Here is a 20,721-nt window from a genome sequence, read left to right on the forward strand (position 1 = left end):
GCCGCCGCCGTGTCCCGCCCCGGAACCCGTCCGCACATACCGGTCGAGTCGACATGTACCGGTCGCCGCCGAGGGGCGGAGGGAGCGCGAGAGGGCTCCCGGAACGTTTCGGGAGCCCTCTCGTCCTGCGCGGCGCGTGCCCGCGCTCTCAGTTTCCGGCTGGCACCGCCCGGGCGGCCGGGACCGCGGCCGGCTTCGGGTCGAGCAGGCGCTGCGCCAACTCACCGAAGATCAGGCCGAGTCCGCCCCACAGCGTGGTCTGGATGGCCAGCGCCGAGAGCCGGAAGCGCCACAGCAGCGCCGCCGGGAAGTCGGCCGGCACCTCGTTGACGACCGGCAGGAGCGCGTACGCGACACCGATCAGCGCGGCGAAGGCGGCCACCGCGACGACGGTGGCGTACCAGGTGCCGAGGCCCGGCGCGAGCCGCTTGCCCAGGATGGTCGCGGCGATGGCGAGGAGCACGCTCAGCGCCATCATCAGGAAGTACAGGGTGGTCCGCTTGCCGATGGTGTCGGGGTCGCCGACCGACGGCGGGTTCGCCGGATACTTCAGGAACGGCACGACGTACACCGCGAGCAGGGCCGCGCCCGACAGGAGCAGGGCGGTGGCACGCGGCGAGAAGCGGCCGACCCGGCCGAGCGCGCAGCAGAACGCGAGCGCGGCGATGCCGCCGAAGGCGACCCCGTAGACCAGGACGCCGGTGGCGAGACCGGCGGTGGACTGCAGGGAGCGCGAGACGAGTTCGACCTCGTGCTCGTGGGCCGGGGCGTGCGCCTCCTCGAAGCCGATGGCGCTGTCGACGCCCGGCTCGCCGAGGAAGTAGGCCACGACCAGGGCGAGCAGGCCGGCACCGAGGCCGGCCAGCATGCCCCGCACGAGGAGGTTTCTGACGGTTGCGGAATTCATGGTGGTTCGGCGTCCCTCGGGTCAGTGGCAGGGGAAGCCGAGCAGGTGGCGGGCGTCGTGGACCCACTCGTGGACGTCCGCGCCGTTGACCACGGAGGTGGCGCCCTGTTCGGCGCCGACGAAGTACAGCAGGACCAGCATCAGGATGCCGAAGAAGGCCGCCCAGGGGGCGATGGCGCTCAACGGCAGTTTCGCGGGAAGGGCGGGGGTGGTGACAGACGGCTGGGCGACGTGCGGCGCCATGGCAGGAGCCTCCTCTGGGAGTTCGCGTCCCATCTCGGTGGTGCACAGGACGACGGCTACGGGTCTGACTCCGAGCCGCCGCCTCGGGGGCGGCTCGTTCACAGTGGCGCGACCGTGCCGGATTCTCACCGGCTTCCGTTCTGACGTCGTCGTTATTCCCCTGAAGGTACCCTGCGCGCCGCATATGGCCAAGGGCGCTCCACCTGGCCCGACTTCGGCCCCCACGGCCCCAACTCGGCTTCCTCAGCGCCCGGAAGGCGGTTCGGAAGGTTTCGCGCCGGGGTGGCCGGATCGCCTCGATGGCGGGGCAAACATCGTGGGGCCGCGATCAACGTATCGAGTTAATGTCCCCGGCTTTCCTTGGTCCGGAGGGTGACGCGGTGGTTACTGTCCTTCTGGCTCTGGACGGATTCCCGTTCATATCTCCCCATTCGTCCCCGCCGTCACGCCGCGCACCGCCCTGATCAAGGAGAGCTCGCCCCATGACCATTGACTCCCGCCCGGAGGCTCGACCGGAGCCGCCCCGGCCCCAGTCCGCACTGGGTACGGCGGCCGCTCGCAACCTTGCCACCACGACCAAGTCCGCCCCGCAGATGCAGGAGATCAGCGCCCGCTGGCTGCTGCGGATGCTGCCGTGGGTGGAGACCCGGGGCGGGGTCTACCGCGTCAACCGCCGGCTCACCTACACCGTCGGCGACGGGCGGGTGGACTTCATCCAGGACGGCGCCCGCGTCCGCGTGATCCCCCGCGAACTCGGTGAACTGGCCCTGCTGCGCGGGTTCGACGACGACGGGGTGCTCGCCGCCCTCGCCGGCCGGTGCGAGCAGCGCGACGTCCGGGCCGGCGAGACGCTGGCCGTGCGCGGCGAGCCCGCCGACCGGCTGTACCTGATCGCGCACGGCCGCATCAGCCAGACCTCGGTCGGCGGGTACGGGGACGAGCTGGCCCTGGACGTGCTGGGCGACGGAGACCGGTTCGGCGACCACGCGCTGCTCGACGAGGACGCCCGCTGGGAACACACCGCCATCGCCGAGACCTCGGGCACCCTGCTCACGCTGTCCCGCGCCGACTTCGCGTCCGTGCTGTCGTCGGCGCCCGCGCTGCGCGAGCACGTCGAGCGGTTCAGGCAACTGCCCCGCCAGCGGCAGAACCACCGCGGCGAGGCGGAGATCGCGATGTCCGCCGGCCATCACGGCGAGCACCCGCTGCCCGGCGCCTTCGCCGACTACGAGGCCGAGCCCAGGGAGTACGAACTCTCGGCGGCGCAGACCGTCCTGCGCGTCCACACGAGGGTGGGCGACCTCTACAACGGGCCGATGAACCAGACGAAGGAGCAACTGAGGCTCACCATCGAGGCGTTGCGCGAGCGCCAGGAGTACGAGCTGGTCAACAACCGGGAGTTCGGGCTGCTCCACAACGCCGACTTCAAGCAGCGCATCCAGCCGCGCTCGGGCCCGCCCACACCGGACGACATGGACGAGCTGCTCTGCCGTCGCCGCGGATCCAAGTTCTATCTGGCGCACCCCAGGACCATCGCGGCGATCGGACGCGAGTTCAACGCCCGCGGACTGCGGCCGGGCAACGTCGAGATCGGCGGCGAGCGGGTCCAGGCGTGGCGCGGGGTGCCGATCCTGCCGTGCGACAAGATCCCCATTACCGAGGAGAAGACCAGCTCGATCCTCATCATGCGGACCGGCGAGGACGACCAGGGCGTCATCGGCCTGCACCAGACGGGTCTGCCGGACGAGTACGAACCGGGCCTGTCGGTCCGCTTCATGGGCGTGGACGAGCGCGCGATGACCTCGTACCTCGTCAGCACCTACTACTCCGCCGCGATCCTCGTGCCGGACGCGGTCGGCGTCCTGGAGAACGTGCAGATCGCCCGTTGGCCCCGGTAGGCGGCGGCCCGGACCCGCTGGCCCGACGCGCCCCCGCGCGGGGCCGGCCGGGCGTGCCCGAAGCGTCTGCCCCACCTGTCCCACTTCCATGGAAGGAGCCCTGATTTGCCCGCGCCCGAGCCGGTCCCGCCGCAGTCGAGCCTGCCGCACACCCTCGCCCACTTCGGGACGTACGTGCTCGCCGAGGCGGCGGCCCGCGCCCGCGACATCAGAGCGGCCACGGCCGCTCCGCCGGGCGTACCCGCGGCGGCCCCGACCCATGTGCCCGAGGCGGCCCCGGTCCCCGCGTCCGACGCCGTCCCCGCGCCCTCACCCGCCGAGTCCGCCGTCGCGGCGCCGCCCGCCCCCGCGCTGCCGAGCGTGCCGACCGCCCCCGGACTCCCCCTGCCCCAACTCTCCGCCGCACCCGCACCCGAGGTGCCGCGGCCGAGCGCCGATCTGAGCCGGCTCCTGCGCGGCCCCAGCGGTCTGGGGACCTCGGGGCTGCGGCTGACGCTGCGCGAGGAGCCGCCCGCGTGTCCCGCCCCCTCGGCGGAACAGGGCACCCCGATCCCGGGCCTCTACCACCACCCCGTCCCCGAGCCCGATCCGGTGCGGGTCGCGGAGGTCAGCCGCAGGATCAAGTCCTGGGCGCTGGAAGAGGTTTCGCTCTATCCGGACGACTGGGAGGAGGAGTTCGACGGCTTCCTCGTCGGCCGCTACATGGTGGGCTGCCATCCGGACGCGCCGTCGGTCGACCACCTCATGCTCGCCACCCGTCTGATGGTGGCCGAGAACGCGGTGGACGACTGCTACTGCGAGGACCACGGCGGCTCGCCCATCGGGCTCGGCGACCGGCTGCTCCTCGCGCACACCGCCCTCGACCCGCTGCACACGACGCGGGAGTACCAGCAGGGGTGGGCCGAGTCGCTGCACGCGGACGCGCCGCGGCGGGCCTACCGCTCCGCGATGGAGTACTTCGTCGCGGCGGCCAGTGCCTCGCAGGCCGACCGGTACCGGCACGACATGGCCCGGCTGCACCTCGGCTACCTCGCGGAGGCCTCGTGGGCGCAGCGGGACCACGTGCCCGAGGTGTGGGAGTACCTGGCGATGCGCCAGTTCAACAACTTCCGCCCCTGCCCCACCATCACCGACACCGTCGGTGGCTACGAACTGCCGGCGGACCTGCACGCGCAGGACGCCATGCAGCGGGTCATCGCGCTCGCGGGCAACGCGACGACCATCGTGAACGACCTGTACTCCTACACCAAGGAACTCGACGCTCCCGGGCGGCACTTGAACCTGCCCGTCGTGATCGCCGAGCAGGAGGGCCTCTCCGACCAGGAGGCCTATCTGAAGTCGGTCGAGGTCCACAACGACCTCATGCACGACTTCGAAAGGGAAGCCGCGGCCCTGGCCGCCGACTGCCCCGTCCCGAGTGTGCAGCGCTTCCTTCGGGGCGTGGCCGCCTGGGTCGACGGAAACCACCACTGGCACCAAACGAACACCTATCGCTACAGCCTGCCGGACTTCTGGTAGGAAGAATGGACTCATCTGTGACCAGCACCGAACTCACCGCCACCGACGCCGGCCTCTTCATCCCCGGCCCGGCGACGCCCTACCAGGGCGACATCGCGCGCTACTGGGACGGCGAGGCCAGGCCCGTCAACCTGCGTCTTGGCGATGTCGACGGTCTCTACCACCACCACTACGGCATCGGTGAAATCGACCGTGCCGCGCTCGGCGGCCCCGACGACAGCGAGGCCGAGAAGAAGCTCATCACGGAACTGCACCGGCTGGAGTCGGCGCAGGCCGAGGTCCTCCTGGGGCACCTCGGCGACATCGGCCGCGACGACACCCTGGTGGACGCCGGCTGCGGCCGGGGCGGCTCGATGGTGATGGCGCACCAGCGCTTCGGATGCGGCGTGGAGGGGGTGACCCTGTCGGCCAAGCAGGCCGAGTTCGCCAACGGGCGGGCGCGCGAGCTGGGCATCCAGGACCGCGTCCGTGCCCGGGTCTGCAACATGCTGTCCACGCCGTTCGAGACCGGCATGGCCGCGGCCTCGTGGAACAACGAGTCCAGCATGTACGTCGATCTGGAGGACCTGTTCGCCGAGCACTCCCGGATCCTGAAGGTCGGCGGTCGCTATGTGACCATCACCGGCTGCTGGAACCCGCGGTACGGCCAGCCCTCGAAGTGGGTCTCGCAGATCAACGCGCACTTCGAGTGCAACATCCACTCGCGCCGCGAGTACCTGCGCGCGATGGCCGACAACCGCCTGGTACCGCAGGCCGTCATCGACCTGACGCCCGACACCCTGCCGTACTGGGAGCTGCGGGCGACCTCCTCGCTGGTGACGGGGATCGAGGAGGCGTTCATCAACTCCTACCGCGACGGCTCCTTCCAGTACGTCCTCATCGCGGCCGACCGCGTCTGACCGCCTCTCGGCCCACCGTTCACCGGAGCGGCGCCCCCACCGGGGCGCCGCTTCTCGGTATGCCCCGCCCCGGCCCGTCCCCCCGTGGCCCCCGTGGCCCTCGTGGCCCGCGGGGCCGCCGGGATCCCGGTGAAATTGCGGCCGTGATGGGCACGGCGTTCCCATGTTCATACGTTCGGGTTGCGTTCCGGGCGGCGTCGGGGCCGCGTCCCCGGTGATGCGCGGGTGATACGGGGCCCGGCACCAGCGGTTCCCGTCCCGTTTTCACGCTTTTCCCCGCGCGGCCGCGGCGTTCCGGGCGGTGGTTGTGTGCGGTGCACCGACCAGAGCGACGTCCAACACCTGAGGAGAACGCCGTGCTCGAACGCGTCTACCGAAAACTCGCCGTGCTGCTCCCCGCTCGGCTCGACACCGGCATCCCCGTGCGGGTGATCGCCCAGAGCGCGGTGGTCTCCGTCGTCGTGGTCACGGCCCGCTGGGCCTCGGTCCTGGTGACCGCCACCGTGGCAGGGGTGGTGTGGCGGGGGCTGCCTCCCGAGACCCTGCTGATGACGGCGCCCATGGCGTGGGCCGACCGGACCGTGGTCGCCTATCTGCGCGTCACCCGGCTGTAGGCCCGTGCGCCCTGGCCCGCTCCGGCCGCCGCTCCTAGCATGGCTCTCCGGTCAACCGGCGTTGTTCCAGGGCTGGTTGGGCCTCACAGGGCAGCATCCGAACAGGGGAGAGAGCCATGGCCATCGACGTGAGCACGCCGAGCGTGGCGCGCATGTACGACTTCCTCATCGACGGAACCGACAACTACGAGTCGGACCGGGAGGCCTGTCGGGCGCTGCTCAAGATGGCGCCCAGTACCCGTGAACTCGCCCTGATCAACCGGGCGTTCCTGGTCCGGGCGGTGCGCCATCTCGCCCGGGACCGCGGGATCCGCCGCTTCATCGACCACGGCTCCGGGCTCCCCACGCGACCCAACGTCCACCAGGTCGCCCAGGAGTCCCAGCCCGGCGCCCGGGTCGTGTACATCGACAACGACCCGCTCGTGCACGCCCACGGGCGGCTGATGCTCGCCGAGGACCTCAGGACCACCGCCGTCGTCCAGGCCGACATGCGGGACGTGGAGGGCAACTTCGGACGGCCCGAGGTCCGCGCCCTCTTGGAGGACGGGGAGCCGGTCGCCGCGCTGTTCGTGTCCGTGCTGCACTGCGTCCCGGACGCCGACGACCCCTGGCAACTGGTGCGGGACGTGGCCGACCGGCTGCCCGACGGCAGCTACCTCGTCATCTCGCAGCTCGCCTCCGACGACGCCCAACTGCGCGCTGACGTAACGGAGTTCATGCGCCGGATCACCGGCGGGACCTGGGGGCGGGTGCGCTCCACCGCCGAGGTGCGGCGCTACTTCGACGGCCTCGCCCTCCAGCGGGCGGACGAACCCGTGGAGGTCTCCACCTGGTGCCCGGACACCGACATCGCACCGCGCCAGGCGACCCAGGAGTGGATCGAGTACGGCGGCGTCGCGAAGATCGTGCGGAGCTAGCCCGGCGCGGGGGCGACCCCGCCTCGGGCCCGGCGCCGGCCACGCTCGGCCGGCCCGGTCAATTCCGGTCCGGTTCGGCGTCGTCGGCGAATCCCGCGATGAGGTGCTCGAGCAGGGCGAGCGTCTCGCGCTTGCCGAGGCTGTGCTGGAACAGCTCGGTCATGGAGGCCGCGTGCAGGTCGACGTCGGCCGGCTCGCTCAGCCAGGTGCCGCCGCTGTTCAGGCCCTCGCGATAGATCATGTCCGGCTCGCCGGTCGCCGGGAACTTGAAGACCGTCATCGCCGACGTCAGGGGACACACCTGCTCACAGGCGCGGTCGGTGAAGATCCGGATGTGCACGCTGTCGCGGTTCTCGGCGAGGTTGAACAGCTGTCGCAGCTGACCGCGCATCACCTTGCGCCCGCCCACCCACTTGCGCAGCGCGCCCTCGGACACCACCGCCGAGTAGTCGGGCGCCTCGGGCGATTCGAGGAGCTGCTGGCGCCGGCGGCGCACCTCCCATCTGCGGTCGATCGTCGCGTGGTCCGGCTTGCCCAGATAGGGCGCCTGCATGATGGCGCGGGCGTAGTCGGAGGTCTGGAGCAGGCCGGGCACGAGCGAGTCGGAGAACGTGCGGATCTCCTTGGCCGCGCTCTCCACCGCCATCAGGTTGTTCAGGGACGTGTCCACCACATCGCGGTAGTCCGTCCACCAGCGGTGCTGGTTGGCGTCGTCCACGAGGCTGGTGAGCGCCCGCAGCGACTCCGGATCGGCGTAGCCGTAGAGCGCGGCGAGCCGGGCCACCGTCGCGGCGTCGGGCCGGGCGGCGCCGTTGGCCGTCTCGTACCGGCTGAGCTTGGAGGTGGAGCCGATGGCGCCGGCGGCCACCACGTCCTGTCCGCGCAGACCCGCTTCGAGCCGCATCTCGCGCAGCCGGATGCCGAGGACGCGCGCCGGTGGAGCGGCATGCGGACGCGCCTGCTCCGCACGCTCCTCGCGGCGTTGCTCCGGGTCTTCGCCCGGGACCAGATCGAGAACGCGTGCGGCCACCCCGACTCCTCCGGCGCACGGCGACCGTCGCCGGCACGCGCCCATCCTGAGGAACCGGGGCGGCCCTCACAACCCGTCGCTACGGGTTTTCAGCCAACCATGTCGTCGAACTCACCACCGCGTGCGCCGTCGAGGAAGGCCGCCAGTTCGGAGGAGGTGAAAATCAGCGCCGGCCCCTGCGGGAAGCGGGAGTTGCGCAGTGCCACCTCCCCCTCGGGAAGCCGTGCAATTTCAACGCAGTCGTTGTAGGCGTCGCTCGCCGTCGCCTTCACCCACACCGCGTTCGCGATCTCGTCGGCCCGTACGCCGTTGCCATAGCCTGCCACCAGCTACCGCCTCTCTCGCTGTGAAGTGCGCGGGGCCGAGCCGGCTCCGCGCGCCGTCGCACCCCCGGGGACCGGGCCGCGGACCACGGGTCCGCGCCGTGAAATTTCATGGAGCCCAGGAGCGCCGTCGATCGTAGCGAGCCCGCGCCGGACCGTACCGTCCCTCGAAAGTGGGCAATTCCCGTTGTCTGCAAGGGGTTTCACTTGCCATCCGGGCCTGTCGAGCATCGCGTCCGCTCCGCAGGGCGGGTCCCCGGGGAAGCAACCGCAGGAATAGGTTAGGTTAGGCATACCTAAGCAACAGGGCTTGGGTGCTCGATGCCGCCTCCCAGGGGGAACCCGCATGCGTCCATTCCGCGTCCGCTCCAGCACGCCGTCCCCCGCCGAGCGCGTGCGGTCGATCCTCGCGGCGGCCCACTCGATGACCGTCGTCGCCGACGGCCGCCGCCACGAGGTGTACTGCGCCGGCGAGGACGGCGCCGCGGGCCGCATCCATCTGCACGAGCCCCACGACCTCGACCACGGACGGTCGGGCCCCCTTCCCGTCCGCCTGGAGCTCACCGACATCGCCCCCACGCCGGTGCGCGAGCGGCTGCGCGCCCGGGTGACCCTCGCCGGGCTCCTCTGCGCCCCGTACGACCCGGAGCGCACGGCGAGCACCTGCGTGGAGTTCGTCCGGGCCTCCATCGAGGACCACCGCGGGCGCGCCGACGTCACCCTGGACGCCCTCCAGAACACCGGCCCCGACCCGCTGGCGACCCGCGAGGCGGGCATGCTGAACCACCTCGTGGACAGCCACCGCGATCTCGTCCCGCTGCTCCTGCGGCTCGTACCGCCCGGGGCGAAGACCGGCCTCGGCCGGGCGCTCCCCCTCGCCCTGGACCGCTACGGACTGACCCTGCGCCTGGAATACCCGGCCACCCACCAGGACGTGCGGCTGCCCTTCCCCCGTCCCGTGAACGACATCGAGCAGGCGGGACCGCAGATCCACGCCCTGCTCTCCGCGGCCCGCCGCTCGTCCCACTCCAGCCGGCTCCTCGCCTGACCCCGGGCCGCCCGCGCGCTTCGCCGACTCGGCGAAGTAGCGGGCAATCCCAGCGGACGGGAGCGCCCCCCACGTCGGCCCGTCATCGGCTCCCCGCCGCCCATACGCCACCCTGACCTGCACCGACGTCCAATCACGCCGCCGCGCGGGCGACTCGCGAAATCCCGACATCACCCCGGGCGGCTGTTGTTGGTGTCGGGAATCTGCCAGAAGCTGTCTGCCGTCCCTGCTGGACTAGTGATCACACCCCATGTGATGCCCAACACAGGACGGGATTCATGTCCACAGCAACCACCACCTCCGTCGAAGCCTCAGCGGCGTCGGCCCACCGTTCACCCCTGGTCTCCTGGCTGGCCGTGATCTCGGTGATGATGGGGATCTTCGCGATCGTCACCACCGAGATCCTCCCCATCGGTCTGCTGACGTCCATCGGATCCAGCTTCACCATCTCGGACGGCATGGCCGGGCTGATGATGACCATGCCCGGCTTCCTCGCCGCGATCTCCGCGCCGGTGGTGACCGTGGCCACGGCGCGCATCGACCGCCGGGTCATGCTGGGCTCGTTCATCCTGCTGCTCGCCGTGGCCAACTTCCTGGCCGCGGCGGCGACGAGCTACTGGATGATCCTGATCTCGCGGGTGATGGTCGGCATCACGATCGGTGGCTTCTGGTCCATCGGCGCAGGTCTGGCGGGACGGCTCGTGCCGGCGGAGCAGGTGGGCCGGGCCACGTCCGTGATCTTCTCGGCCGTGCCGCTGGGCTCCGTGCTCGGCGTACCGCTCGGCACGTTCATCGGGGACGTCTCCAGCTGGCGCACCACGTTCCTCGTCATGGGCGTCTTCACCCTCGCGGTGTTCGTCATGCTGCTCCTGGTGGTGCCCGCGCTCCCGGCCGTGCAGGCGACCCGGCTGAACGTGCTCGGCGGGATGTTCCGCAACATCAACACCCGGTTCGCCCTGGTCCTCACGTTCCTCGTCGTCCTGGCCCACTTCGGCACCTACACCTACGTCACTCCCTTCCTGGAGCAGGTGACCCAGGTCAGCTCGGGGCTCATCACCGTCTACCTGCTCATCTACGGAGTCGCCGGCATCGTGGGCAACTTCCTCGGCGGGGCGGCCGTCGGCAAGTACCCCCGGGCCACCTTCGCGACCGCCGCCGCGATGATCGCCGCCGTCACCCTGCTGCTGCCGGTGCTCGGCAAATGGGACCTGGGCGCGGTGGCCCTGCTGGTCTTCTGGGGCATCGCCTACGGCGCCGTGCCGGTCTGCTCGCAGACCTGGTTCGCCAAGGCCAACCCCAACTCCCCCGAGGCCTCGTCCGTCGTGTTCACGGCCTCCTTCCAGGCCACCTTCTCCATCGGCGCGCTGAGCGGCGGCCTCGTCATCGACCACACCTCCCCCTCGACGGTGATGACGCTGGGCGGCTGCGCCGCCGCCCTCACCGTGCTGGTGGCCGTGTTCCACCGGGCCAGGAAGATCTCCTTCCCCGAGCCCGAGTAGGACCCGCGGTCCCCGGACCCGCTCCTCCCCTGCATGGCCCGCCGCGGTCATCCCCCCCCTTCGGCCGCGGCGGGCCGACCCCTGCGAACGGTGCATACACACATCCGTCTTCGGAGTGCCCGCAACCGGGTGCTCATCGTCGACCTGTCGACCTAAGGAGAACGTCACACATGTGCGGCATTGCGGGTTGGATAGATTTCGGTCGCGACCTCACGCAGGAGCGCGCCACCGTCGACGCCATGACGCAGACGATGGCGTGCCGCGGCCCGGACGACGAGGGCGTGTGGATCGCACCGCACGCCGCCATCGGCCACCGGCGCCTGTCGGTCATCGACCTCGAAGGCGGCCGTCAGCCGATGACCGCCGAGGAGGACGGCCGCCTCCTCGCGGTCCTCACCTTCAGCGGCGAGGTCTACAACTACCGTGAGCTGCGGGCGGATCTGGTCTCACGCGGCCACCGCTTCCGCACCCAGAGCGACACCGAGGTGGTCCTCCGGGGCTACCTGGAGTGGGGCGAGGGCGTCGTCGACAAGCTCAACGGCATGTTCGCCTTCGGCATCTGGGACGTGCGCCGCGAGGAACTGCTCCTGGTGCGCGACCGGATGGGCGTCAAGCCCCTCTACTACTACGAGACGGCCGACGGCGTCCTGTTCGGCTCCGAGCCCAAGGTCATCCTGGCCAACCGGGAGATCCCCCGCCGGGTCAACGCCAACGGCCTGCGCGAGCTGCTCGACATGGTCAAGACGCCCGAGCACGCCATCTTCACCGGCATGCACGAGGTGCGCCCCGGCCACACCGTACGGGTACGCCGCGAAGGCCTGACCAAGCGCCGCTACTGGGCACTTGAGGCCAAGGAGCACACGGACTCCCTCGACAAGACCATCGACACCGTGCGCGGTCTGCTCGAAGACACCGTGCAGCGCCAGCTCATATCCGACGTGCCGCTGTGCAGCCTCCTGTCGGGCGGGCTCGACTCGTCCGCGGTGACCGCGCTCGCCGCCAAGGCGCTGGCGGCCGAAGGGGCCGGCCCCGTCCGCTCCTTCTCCGTGGACTTCGTGGGCGCGGTCGAGAACTTCGTCCCCGACCCGCTGCGCAGCACGCCGGACGCCCCCTTCGTGCGCGACCTCGCCGAACACGTCGCGGCCGAGCACAAGGAGATCCTGCTCAACAGCGACGACCTGAGCGATCCCGCGGTCCGCACCGCCGTGCTCGCCGCCACCGACCTGCCGCCCATGTGGTACGGCGACCTGTGGCCCTCGCTGTACCTGCTCTTCAAGGCCGTCCGCGAGCGCTCCACGGTGGCCCTGTCCGGCGAGTCGGCCGATGAACTCTTCGGCGGATACAGCTGGTTCCACGACCCGGAGGTCCTCACCGCCGAGACGTTCCCCTGGCTCACCAGCACCCCGGGCCCCTTCTACGACGGCACCCCGCTCTTCGACGGAAGCCTCCTCGGCACCCTCGACATCCCCGGCTACCGGCGCTCCAGCTACGGCGACGCCATCGCCGAGGTGCCGGTCCTGGCCGGCGAGACGGGTCTCGAAAAGCGCATGCGCGAGATCAGCTACCTCAACCTGACCCGCTTCCTGAACACCCTGCTCGACCGCAAGGACCGCATGAGCATGGCGGTCGGCCTGGAGGTCCGCGTCCCGTTCTGCGACCACCGGCTCGTGGAGTACGTGTTCAACGCGCCCTGGGCCATGAAGACCTTCGACGGCCGCGAGAAGAGCCTGCTGCGCGCCGCGACCCGCGACGTGCTGCCGGAGTCCATCGTCAAGCGCGTCAAGGCCCCGTACCCCAGCACCCAGGACTCGGGCTACGAGAAGAAGCTCAGGGACCGGCTGGCCGAGGTCGTCGGCGGCGGCAACGCACCGATCCTGCCGCTCCTCGACCTGGACAAGGTGCGCGGCCGTCTCGACGGCAGCATCAGCACCGCCAGCACCCAGATCACCCGCATCGACCTGGAAGTGCCGCTCTGGCTGAACGCCTGGCTGGAGTCGTACGACGTGAGCGTCGACCTCTGAGCCGACCCCTCGGGTCCCCCGATGTTCCGCGGTCCCGCCGCGGAACATCCCTTGCTCCCGGCGGCCCTCGCATCCCCCGTAGGGGGCCGCCGGGTTCTTTCCTCCATCCCCCCTCTCTCTCTGCCGGCACGTCGCTCCCCTTCGGCCCGTCCGGCTCCGGCCTCCTCCGGCCCCGGCTCCGGCCCGTCCGGCTCGGAAAGGAACCGTCGATGGTGTCATCGGAACGCTCCGGCTCGGCGCAGGGGGTGAGCCACCCGGCGGCGGATGGCGTGCGCCGCCCGTCCGCCGCCCCCGGCCAGGACGTGGATCAATTCCCTTTCCAGGTGGCCGAGTTGGCCACCCGTCTCGGCGGCATCCTCGGGCTGCTGCGCACCCTCGACCTGGAGGGCATCGCCCCGGCGTCCGTCTTCCGGGCGGCGGGCCACTCCCCGGCACCCCGTCAGGAGTCCGGCGATGCGGCCGTTTGAACTGACCCTGTGCGCCGCCGCCGAGGCGATCGGCTCGGGCGAGCTGTCGCCCGTCGAGCTCGTCGACTCGGTGCTCGACCGGTGCGCCGCCGTCGAGGGCCGTCTCAACGCCTACGTCACCGTGGTGGCCGACCGGGCCAGGGCCGCGGCGGCGCGGGCCGAGCGTGAGCTGCGGGCCGGGCTCAACCGCGGCCCCCTGCACGGCATTCCGTACGGACTCAAGGACCTGATCGACACCGCAGGGATCAGCACGACCGCGAGCTCACGGCTGTGGCAGGACCGGGTGCCGACCGCGGACAGCACGGTCGCCGCGCTGCTCTCGGAGGCCGGCGCGGTCCTGGTCGGCAAGACCCACACCCATGAGTTCGCCTACGGGCTGCTGACCCCGCAGACCGTCAACCCGTGGGCGGCGCAGCACATCGCCGGCGGGTCGAGCGGCGGTTCGGCGGTCGCGGTGGCCGCCGGGTCGGCCCTGTTCGCGCTCGGCACGGACACCGGCGGCTCGATCCGGGTGCCGGCCGCGCTCAACGGGGTGGTGGGGCTCAAGCCCACGTACGGGCTGGTCTCGCGGCACGGCGTGGCCCCCCTGTCGTGGTCGCTCGACCACGTGGGTCCGCTGACCCGGACCGTCGAGGACGCGGCCGTGGTGCTCGACGCGCTCGCCCGTCACGACCCGCGCGACGGGTCGTCCATCACGGCGTCCCGCGCGGACTCCCCGGCACGGTGGGCGGACGACGGCCTGCGCGGACTGCGGGTGGGCGTGCCCGTGAACTACTACTTCGACCACGTCGACCCCCAGGTGGAGGCGGCCGTCCGCGACGCCGTCGAGCGTCTGGAGAAGCTCGGCGCCGAGCCCGTGGAGGTGCGGCTGCCGCTGATGGACTACGTGGAGGCGACCCAGTGGGGCCTGATGGCGCCGGAGGCGTCCGCGGTCCACGAGGGCGCGCTCGGCCACAGCTCCGCGCTCTACGGCCCCGACGTGCGGCTCCTCCTGGAGGCGGGCGGCCGGCTGACGGCGCTCGACTACCTGCGCGCCCAGCGCTCCCGGGTGCTGATCCGGGATGCCTGGCTGCGGCTGTTCGACGGCATCGACGTGCTCGCCGCACCCTCCGCGCCGCTGACCGCCGCACGGCGGGGCCAGACGCTGGTGCACTGGCCCGACGGGACGGCGGAGACGGTCACCGACGCGTACGTGCGGCTCTCGGCGCCCGCCAACATCACGGGCTTTCCCGCCCTGTCCCTCCCCGTCGGCCAGGACGCCGACGGGCTGCCGATCGGCCTGCAGCTCATCGCCGGGCCGCTCGCCGAGCCGGTGCTGTTCCGGGCGGGCATCGCCGTGGAGCGGTCCCGGCAGGCATCGGGGGCGCTCGCGCCGTTCGGGTAGGGCGCAGGCGGGGCCGCCCGCCGCCAACCCGCGCACACAGTACGGGACTTGAGCAAGTCGCACCCGTCCCCGGGCCTCCCGTGCAGCTCGCGGGGTGAGCGCTCGGGTGGCCCCTTGCCCGCCCGGTGCCCCATGGGTTACAGCTTTCGCCATGAGCCCTGAACCCGATGCCGCCACCCCCGCGCCGCCCGAGTCCTTCTACCGCGAGCTCGCCGACGGCCTCTTCGAGAGCACAGCGGCGACCGCCGGGCCGTGGAGCCCCAAGACCCAGCACGCGGGGCCGCCCTCCGCGCTCGTGGGGCGGGCCCTTGAGCGCCATGCCGTCCGGGCGGGTTCACGGATCGCCCGGGTCACCGTCGAGCTGCTGCGTCCGGTGCCGGTCGCCGATCTCGGGGTCTCGGTGCGGACCGTGCGCGCCGGTGGCCGGGTCGAGCTCCTGGAGGGCGAGTTGACGGCCGACGGCGAGCCGGTGCTGCTCGCCCGCGCCTGGCGCATGGTGGCCAGCCCGGACGGGACCCCGGCCCTGCGGCACGCGCCCACCGCGCCGCCCCTGCCGGCGCCCCAGCCGCCGGCGGTCATGACGGGGGCGTATCTGCACGGCTACGTGTCCGCGATGGAGTGGCGGTTCGAAGCCGGCCGGAGCTTCGACTCCCCCGGGCCCGGCACCGTATGGGCCCGCCAGCGCATCCCGCTGGTGGCCGGGGAGCAGGACACCGCGCTGACCCGGGCGCTCACCCTGGCCGACAGCAGCTGGGCGGTCGGCTTCGAGCTCGACCACCACACGGGCCTGGTCATCAACACGGACGTCACGCTCGCCCTGCACCGCGATCCGGTCGGCGAGTGGCTCTGTCTGCGCTCGGAAACGGCCGCGAGCCCCGCCGGCTCGGGGCTGGCGACGGGGCTGATGTACGACGGGAGCGGTGACTGCGGGCGGGTGGTGCAGACCTTGCTGGTGACCGAGCGCACACCGCGCTGACGCGGGCCTCGCGGGCGGTTCAGCCCGGCCAGTCGACCAGCAGGCTGCGGGGGCCGCGGAAGGAGACGTTGGCCGGGAAGTCGAAGTCCTGGCCGTCGACCATGCGCATGCCGGGGGCCCGCTGGGCCAGCAGGTCGAGCGCGATCCTGGCCTCCATCCGGGCCAGCGGTGCGCCGATGCAGTAGTGGATGCCCTTGCCGAAGGCGAGGTGGCGCCGGGCGTCGCCGCGCTGGATGTCGAAGGTCTCCGGGTCCTCGAAGTGCTTCGGGTCCCGGTTGGCCGCGCCGAGCAGGATCAGCACCTTGGCCTCGGCCGGGATCTCCACCCCGCCGACGTCGACCGCCCGGGTGGTGATGCGCCGCCAGGCGGGGATGCTGCTGTCGAAACGCAGCAGCTCCTCGATCGCCTTGCCGATGAGCGAGCGGTCCTCGCAGATCGCCGCCCACTGCTCGGGGTTGTCCAGGAGCTGGCGGATCGCGTTGCCGGTGAAGCTGGTGGTGGTCTCGTGGCCGGCGAAGCTCAGCCCGTAGGCCACGTTGGTGATGTCGGCGAGCGACAGCGCGTCGGGGTCGGCCTGGTGGATGCGGATCAGGTCGCTGGTGAAGTCGTCGACCGGCTCGGCCGCCCGCCGGGCGACGAACTTCTCGCAGTACTCCCAGTAGTGCGTCATGTTGGTGGCGATCTCGCGCTGCTCGTCCGCGCTCGGCCGGCCCCAGCTGAAGGCGATGCGGTTGCCGCACCAGCTCTTCAACATGTCCATGTCCTCGTCGGGGAACCCGATGAAGGTGAAGATCATGTAGGCGGGCAGCGGATAGGTCAGCGCCGACACCAGGTCGACCCGCCCCGGCTCGATGGCGTCCACCAGCTCGGTGGCCTTCGCCCACACCTTGGGTTCCAGGGTGGCTATGCGGCGCGGTGAGAAGCCGGTCATGTTGTGCTTGCGGATGCGGGTGTGCCGGGGCGGGTCGCAGTCCGACATCACGGGGTACGCGCGGAATCCGTCCTTCAGGATGCGCTGTGCCTCGGGCGACATGGGGAAGACCGGTCGCTGGCCGACCGCCGCGGAGAAGGTTCCCGGATCCTTCAGGACCGCCTCGATGTCGTCGTACCGGGTGATCACCCACATGTCGATCGCCTCGGCGTAGAACGCCGGAGCCTCTTCACGTACCGCGGTGTGGATCGGATACGGATCTGCCACATAGGAATCGCCGAGCGGATCGAAACCGTGATGTACCGGGCACTTCGCCGCCGCCGTATCGGTCGGTGTCATCGCACAACCTCCTGGGCTTGGTCCCTCAAGTCTCGGATATTCGGGGCGACTTGAAAACGACATAATCTTGAAGCGTGTTATAGAATCGATTAATGACCGACGGGATGAGTTTGCGTCAGCTGCACCATTTCGTGGCCTGTGCCGAGGCCGGCACCATGACCGGCGCCGCCCGCCGCCTGTTCATTTCCCAGGGCGCGGTTTCCGTGGCGATCTCCCAGCTCGAACGACAATTGGGAGTTCAACTTCTGCTCCGCTCCAAGGCGAAGGGCCTCACGCTCACCGAAGCGGGCCGTCTGCTGCTTCCCCAGGCCCGCGCCCTGCTGGCCCACGCCGAGGAACTGCGCACCGGAATGCGGGACATCGGGCAGGCCCCGGCCGGGCGGCTGGTGATCGGCTGCTTCACGACCCTCGCGCCGTTCCTGCTCCCCCGACTGCTCGAAGAGTTCCAGGCAGCGCACCCCAGGGTGACGCTCGACTTCGTGGAGGGCTCCCTCACCGATCTCCAGCAGCTGCTGCTCGAAGGCAGCTGCGAGCTGGCCGTGCTCTACGGCGTCGACATCCGCCCCGGCATCGACTTCGACACCCTGTACGCGACGGAGCCGCACGTCCTGCTGCCGCCCGCCCATCCCCTCACGGCGCAGGACGAGGTGGGCCTCACCGACCTGGCCGAACACGACATGATCATGCTCGATGTGCCGCCCAGCCTGCGGTACTTCAGCGACGTACTGAGTTCGGCCGGGGTCGCGCCGAGGATCCGGCACCGCACCGAGAGCTTCGAGATGGTGCGCAGCCTGGTGGCGCGCGGCGTGGGCTACTCCCTGCTCATACAGCGCCCCTCGCCCGACCTCAGCTACGAGGGCCGCACCCTCGCGGTGCGCCCCATCCGGGACGAGGTGCGACCGCTGCCCGTGGTGCTCGCCCGGCCGGCCGGGGTCCAACTCACCCGGCGGGCGGCCGCGTTCGCGGCGTTCTGCCACGCCACGGCGACCGCGGAATCCGCTGCCCGTTGATCGGCCCGCCCCGCCTCCCGGCGCGTTCCCCGACTTGGCGAAGTAGCGTATTCCGCACAGGAATTGGTTCCGCCATGGAATACCTTGGGTAAAGCTTGGGGCATGGCCCTCGGCAAGGATTACGATTACGCGGCGCAGGAATGCTCGATCGCCCGTGCCCTGGAGATCATCGGAGAGCGCTGGACCCTTCTGGTCATGCGCGACGCCCTCTACGGCGTACGGCGGTTCAACCATTTCGCCGAGCACCTGAGAATTCCGCGTGCCGTGCTCGCCGCCCGCCTCCGCTCGCTGACCGAGGCCGGGCTCCTGGAAAAGCACCGCTACCAGCGGACTCCCCCGCGCCACGAATATCTGCCGACCGAGCGCGGCCGTGACCTCTGGCCCGTTCTGCGATCACTCGGGCTCTGGGGACGCGCGTGCCCGCCCGGTACGCAGCCGCTGCGCACCTTCCATCACGCGCGGTGCGGAACGGAGTTGGGGTCGTACGGGGAATGCCCGCACTGCGCGACGGCGGTGCCCCCGTGCGAGGTGGAGACACGGCCGGGCCCCGGAGCCGTCTCGGCGCCCGGGGACCCGGTCGGCCGGGCGCTGCGGGCGCCCCGGCTGCTGCTTCAGCCCTTCGAGATCGAGGACCCGATGTGAACGGCGCGCGCGCCGAGTTCGCCGAGCTCGTCGACCAGTGAGCGCAGGACCGGCCCCGGCACCTCGCTGTCGACGGTCATCGCGGCCATGGCCTCGCCGGCGTCGGAGCGCGCTATCTCCATGGCCGCGATGTTGATGCCGCCCTCACCCAGGATCCGGCCCGCGCCGCCGATGGCGCCCGGGGCGTCGGCGTACCAGAGGAAGAGCATGCGGTCGGTGAGTTCCACGTCCACCTCGAAGTCGTCGACGCCGACGATCCGGTGCACATGGCGGCGGCCCGAGACGGCGCCCGCGACCGAGACCGGGGTGCCGTCCGACCGCGTGCCGCGCAGGGTGAGGCTGTCGCGGCGGTCTGGGCAGGCAGGGCCGGTCGTGAAGTCGACCGCGATGTCGTGCCGGGCGGCGAGCAGGGGCGCGTTGACCACCGACACCGGCGTCCCGGACACGTCCGCGAGCATCCCCTTGAGCGCGAACAGCTCCAGGGCGCTCACATCGTGCCGCGCGATGTCCCCCGCCACCTCGATGGCGAGGGAGCCCACCGGGTGTCCGGCGAGCCCCGCGAAGACGCGGCCCAGCTTCTCGGCGAGGGCCAGGTACGGGTAGACCTCCGGTGTGACGGGACCGGCCTGGGTGTTCACGGCCTCCGGCACCAGCTCCCCCGCCAGCACCCGGCGGACGGAGGCGGCGACCGCGAGGCCGGCCTTCTCCTGTGCCTCGGCCGTCGAGGCGCCGAGGTGCGGGGTGACGACGACGTTGTCCAGGACGAACAGCGGGGAGTCGGTGCACGGCTCGACGGCGAAGACATCGAGCCCGGCCGCGGCGACCCGGCCGTCCTTGAGCGCGGCGGCCAGTGCCTCCTCGTCGACGATGCCGCCCCGTGCCGCGTTGACGATCCGCACGGAGGGCTTCACGAGGGCGAGTTCGGCCTCGCCGATCAGGCCGGTCGTCTCGGGGGTCCTCGGCAGGTGGACGCTGATGAAGTCGGCCGTCTCCAGGAGTTCGCCGAGCGGCAGCAGCCGCACTCCGGCGCGGGCCGCCCGCTCCTCCTGCGCGTACGGATCGTGTGCGACGACCCGCATGCCGAACGCGGCCATCCGCTCGGCCACCAGCAGTCCGATGCGGCCGAGGCCGAGGATGCCGAGGGTCTTGTCGGCGAGCTCGACACCCGAGTACCTGCTCCGGTCCCACTCGCCGCGCTTGAGCGAGGCAGTGGCCTGCGGGATGTTGCGGGCCGTGGAGATGAGCAGGCCGCAGGCGAGTTCGGCGGCCGTCACCACGTTGGACGTCGGGGCGTTGACGACCAGGACGCCGGCGTCGGTGGCCGCCGGGATGTCGACGTTGTCCAGGCCCACACCGGCCCGGGCCACCACCCGCAGTCGGGGTGCGGCGGCGAACACCTCGGCGTCGACCCGGGTGGCGCTGCGCACCAGGAGTGCGTCGGCGTCGGCCACGGCGGCCAGCAGTGCGGCGCGGTCCGTGCCGTCACAGCGCCGGACGTCGAAGTCCGGCCCGAGGGCGACGACCGTGGCGGGCGAGAGTTCCTCGGCGATGAGGACGACGGGCAGGGTGACGACAGGGCGATTCATGGCGGGCTCGATCCGTGGGAGGGCGGCCTGGGGCTTCGGCGCGCGAGCGCGCGCTCAGGGGGCGTCGAGCGGTGCGGGCGACACGGCAGGAGGAGCGGCGGAGCGGCGGTTCGGGCCGCGATCGGTCAGGTGGTGCTGCTGAGCGGCGCTGCCTCGACCACCGCGTGGTCGGCGGCGAGCACGGGGTGGTTGCGGGCGCTTCCCGGCGAGCCGAGCTCGACGAACACCTCGCGGTCGGCGGTGCGGTAGTCGCGCAGGGAGTCCGGCAGGTCACCCTCGTAGAAGACCGCTTCCACCGGGCACACGGGCTCGCAGGCTCCGCAGTCGACGCATTCGTCGGGGTGGATGTACAGCTTTCGCGGGCCCTCGTAGATGCAGTCGACCGGGCACTCCTCGATGCAGGCCTTGTCCTTGATGTCCACGCAGGGCTGGGCGATGACGTACGTCATGGGCTTCTCCGATGTCTGCG

Annotated in this window: 20 protein-coding genes and 1 riboswitch; of the genes, 13 read left to right on the forward strand and 7 right to left on the reverse strand. The window is 71.4% G+C overall.

Annotated features, from left to right (window positions below):
- Positions 1-148: 148 nt before the first annotated feature.
- Both ACGF3I_RS05945 and ACGF3I_RS05950 read right to left on the reverse strand, forming a co-directional pair.
- Positions 149-907: a CbtA family protein gene (locus ACGF3I_RS05945; RefSeq protein ID WP_393129364.1), complete on the reverse strand. Its 759-nt coding sequence runs from the start codon at positions 905-907 to the stop codon at positions 149-151.
- Positions 908-928: 21 nt separating this feature from the next.
- Entirely contained in the window at positions 929-1,150 is a 222-nt protein-coding gene (locus tag ACGF3I_RS05950) for a CbtB-domain containing protein (protein ID WP_393129365.1), read from the reverse strand.
- 62 nt (positions 1,151-1,212) lie between these two features.
- Positions 1,213-1,287, reverse strand: a riboswitch (cobalamin riboswitch).
- 345 nt (positions 1,288-1,632) lie between these two features.
- Here ACGF3I_RS05950 and ACGF3I_RS05955 point away from each other — a divergent pair.
- The 5 genes from ACGF3I_RS05955 to ACGF3I_RS05975 all read left to right on the forward strand — a co-directional run bounded on the left by ACGF3I_RS05955 (position 1,633) and on the right by ACGF3I_RS05975 (position 6,996).
- A complete protein-coding gene (locus ACGF3I_RS05955; protein ID WP_393129366.1) occupies positions 1,633-3,048 on the forward strand; it encodes a family 2B encapsulin nanocompartment shell protein in 1,416 nt (471 codons plus the stop codon).
- A 66-nt stretch (positions 3,049-3,114) separates the two neighbouring features.
- Complete coding sequence (locus ACGF3I_RS05960; protein ID WP_393129712.1) at positions 3,115-4,566, forward strand: family 2 encapsulin nanocompartment cargo protein terpene cyclase; 1,452 nt, start codon at positions 3,115-3,117, stop codon at positions 4,564-4,566.
- Between the two features lie 17 nt (positions 4,567-4,583).
- A complete protein-coding gene (locus tag ACGF3I_RS05965; protein WP_393129713.1) occupies positions 4,584-5,465 on the forward strand; it encodes a geranyl diphosphate 2-C-methyltransferase in 882 nt (293 codons plus the stop codon).
- Positions 5,466-5,821: 356 nt separating this feature from the next.
- Positions 5,822-6,079 (forward strand): hypothetical protein, encoded by a 258-nt coding sequence (locus tag ACGF3I_RS05970; protein WP_393129367.1) that lies wholly within the window; start codon positions 5,822-5,824, stop codon positions 6,077-6,079.
- Positions 6,080-6,195: 116 nt separating this feature from the next.
- Positions 6,196-6,996, forward strand: coding sequence for an SAM-dependent methyltransferase (locus ACGF3I_RS05975; RefSeq protein ID WP_393129368.1), 801 nt, complete (start codon positions 6,196-6,198; stop codon positions 6,994-6,996).
- Positions 6,997-7,054: 58 nt separating this feature from the next.
- Here the strand turns inward: ACGF3I_RS05975 and ACGF3I_RS05980 are convergent, their stop codons facing one another.
- Positions 7,055-8,026: a helix-turn-helix domain-containing protein gene (locus tag ACGF3I_RS05980; RefSeq protein ID WP_393129369.1), complete on the reverse strand. Its 972-nt coding sequence runs from the start codon at positions 8,024-8,026 to the stop codon at positions 7,055-7,057.
- 89 nt (positions 8,027-8,115) lie between these two features.
- Positions 8,116-8,355: a DUF397 domain-containing protein gene (locus ACGF3I_RS05985; protein WP_393129714.1), complete on the reverse strand. Its 240-nt coding sequence runs from the start codon at positions 8,353-8,355 to the stop codon at positions 8,116-8,118.
- 340 nt (positions 8,356-8,695) lie between these two features.
- On the opposite strand from ACGF3I_RS05985, the gene ACGF3I_RS05990 reads away from it, so the two are divergent.
- From ACGF3I_RS05990 to ACGF3I_RS06015, 6 genes are all read left to right on the forward strand, one after another.
- Positions 8,696-9,397: a DUF2470 domain-containing protein gene (locus ACGF3I_RS05990; RefSeq protein WP_393129370.1), complete on the forward strand. Its 702-nt coding sequence runs from the start codon at positions 8,696-8,698 to the stop codon at positions 9,395-9,397.
- A 278-nt stretch (positions 9,398-9,675) separates the two neighbouring features.
- Positions 9,676-10,896, forward strand: a complete 1,221-nt coding sequence (locus ACGF3I_RS05995; RefSeq protein WP_393129371.1) for an MFS transporter — start codon at positions 9,676-9,678, stop codon at positions 10,894-10,896.
- 170 nt (positions 10,897-11,066) lie between these two features.
- Complete coding sequence (asnB, locus tag ACGF3I_RS06000) at positions 11,067-12,917, forward strand: asparagine synthase (glutamine-hydrolyzing) (protein WP_393129372.1); 1,851 nt, start codon at positions 11,067-11,069, stop codon at positions 12,915-12,917.
- Positions 12,918-13,126: 209 nt separating this feature from the next.
- Positions 13,127-13,384 (forward strand): hypothetical protein, encoded by a 258-nt coding sequence (locus tag ACGF3I_RS06005; protein WP_393129373.1) that lies wholly within the window; start codon positions 13,127-13,129, stop codon positions 13,382-13,384.
- Positions 13,371-14,768 carry an amidase gene (locus ACGF3I_RS06010; RefSeq protein WP_393129374.1) on the forward strand — a complete coding sequence of 466 codons (1,398 nt, stop codon included), beginning with the start codon at positions 13,371-13,373 and terminating at the stop codon, positions 14,766-14,768. The genes ACGF3I_RS06005 and ACGF3I_RS06010 overlap by 14 nt, the downstream gene beginning before the upstream one ends.
- A gap of 151 nt (positions 14,769-14,919) precedes the next feature.
- Positions 14,920-15,744, forward strand: a complete 825-nt coding sequence (locus ACGF3I_RS06015; RefSeq protein ID WP_393129375.1) for a thioesterase family protein — start codon at positions 14,920-14,922, stop codon at positions 15,742-15,744.
- A gap of 19 nt (positions 15,745-15,763) precedes the next feature.
- On the opposite strand, the gene ACGF3I_RS06020 is transcribed toward ACGF3I_RS06015, so the two are convergent.
- Positions 15,764-17,014: a cytochrome P450 gene (locus ACGF3I_RS06020; RefSeq protein WP_393129376.1), complete on the reverse strand. Its 1,251-nt coding sequence runs from the start codon at positions 17,012-17,014 to the stop codon at positions 15,764-15,766.
- Positions 17,015-17,106: 92 nt separating this feature from the next.
- On the opposite strand from ACGF3I_RS06020, the gene ACGF3I_RS06025 reads away from it, so the two are divergent.
- Both ACGF3I_RS06025 and ACGF3I_RS06030 read left to right on the forward strand, forming a co-directional pair.
- The gene (locus ACGF3I_RS06025) at positions 17,107-18,024 is read left to right on the forward strand and encodes a LysR family transcriptional regulator (RefSeq protein WP_393129377.1); all 918 of its coding nucleotides are present in this window, start codon (positions 17,107-17,109) and stop codon (positions 18,022-18,024) included.
- A 102-nt stretch (positions 18,025-18,126) separates the two neighbouring features.
- Entirely contained in the window at positions 18,127-18,666 is a 540-nt protein-coding gene (locus ACGF3I_RS06030) for a winged helix-turn-helix transcriptional regulator (RefSeq protein WP_393129378.1), read from the forward strand.
- Here the strand turns inward: ACGF3I_RS06030 and serA are convergent.
- Both serA and fdxA read right to left on the reverse strand, forming a co-directional pair.
- Positions 18,636-20,252 (reverse strand): phosphoglycerate dehydrogenase, encoded by a 1,617-nt coding sequence (gene serA / locus ACGF3I_RS06035; RefSeq protein WP_393129379.1) that lies wholly within the window; start codon positions 20,250-20,252, stop codon positions 18,636-18,638. The genes ACGF3I_RS06030 and serA overlap by 31 nt on opposite strands.
- Before the next feature lie 125 nt (positions 20,253-20,377).
- The gene (gene fdxA, locus ACGF3I_RS06040) at positions 20,378-20,701 is read right to left on the reverse strand and encodes a ferredoxin (protein WP_393129380.1); all 324 of its coding nucleotides are present in this window, start codon (positions 20,699-20,701) and stop codon (positions 20,378-20,380) included.
- Positions 20,702-20,721 lie beyond the last annotated feature (20 nt).

Origin of the sequence: Streptomyces sp. NPDC048111 (assembly GCF_043202815.1) — a bacterium.
In the GTDB taxonomy this organism is placed as follows: Bacteria; Actinomycetota; Actinomycetes; order Streptomycetales; family Streptomycetaceae; genus Streptomyces.

Bases quoted from the DNA above. Each gene is read 5' to 3' on its own strand.
- ACGF3I_RS05945 (WP_393129364.1), bottom strand. From the start codon at position 907: ATGAATTCCGCAACCGTCAGAAACCTCCTCGTGCGGGGCATGCTGGCC.
- ACGF3I_RS05950 (WP_393129365.1), bottom strand. From the start codon at position 1,150: ATGGCGCCGCACGTCGCCCAGCCGTCTGTCACCACCCCCGCCCTTCCC.
- ACGF3I_RS05955 (WP_393129366.1), top strand. From the start codon at position 1,633: ATGACCATTGACTCCCGCCCGGAGGCTCGACCGGAGCCGCCCCGGCCC.
- ACGF3I_RS05975 (WP_393129368.1), top strand. From the start codon at position 6,196: ATGGCCATCGACGTGAGCACGCCGAGCGTGGCGCGCATGTACGACTTC.
- ACGF3I_RS05990 (WP_393129370.1), top strand. From the start codon at position 8,696: ATGCGTCCATTCCGCGTCCGCTCCAGCACGCCGTCCCCCGCCGAGCGC.
- ACGF3I_RS05995 (WP_393129371.1), top strand. From the start codon at position 9,676: ATGTCCACAGCAACCACCACCTCCGTCGAAGCCTCAGCGGCGTCGGCC.
- asnB (WP_393129372.1), top strand. From the start codon at position 11,067: ATGTGCGGCATTGCGGGTTGGATAGATTTCGGTCGCGACCTCACGCAG.
- ACGF3I_RS06005 (WP_393129373.1), top strand. From the start codon at position 13,127: ATGGTGTCATCGGAACGCTCCGGCTCGGCGCAGGGGGTGAGCCACCCG.
- ACGF3I_RS06010 (WP_393129374.1), top strand. From the start codon at position 13,371: ATGCGGCCGTTTGAACTGACCCTGTGCGCCGCCGCCGAGGCGATCGGC.
- ACGF3I_RS06015 (WP_393129375.1), top strand. From the start codon at position 14,920: ATGAGCCCTGAACCCGATGCCGCCACCCCCGCGCCGCCCGAGTCCTTC.
- ACGF3I_RS06020 (WP_393129376.1), bottom strand. From the start codon at position 17,014: ATGACACCGACCGATACGGCGGCGGCGAAGTGCCCGGTACATCACGGT.
- ACGF3I_RS06025 (WP_393129377.1), top strand. From the start codon at position 17,107: ATGACCGACGGGATGAGTTTGCGTCAGCTGCACCATTTCGTGGCCTGT.
- ACGF3I_RS06030 (WP_393129378.1), top strand. From the start codon at position 18,127: ATGGCCCTCGGCAAGGATTACGATTACGCGGCGCAGGAATGCTCGATC.
- serA (WP_393129379.1), bottom strand. From the start codon at position 20,252: ATGAATCGCCCTGTCGTCACCCTGCCCGTCGTCCTCATCGCCGAGGAA.
- fdxA (WP_393129380.1), bottom strand. From the start codon at position 20,701: ATGACGTACGTCATCGCCCAGCCCTGCGTGGACATCAAGGACAAGGCC.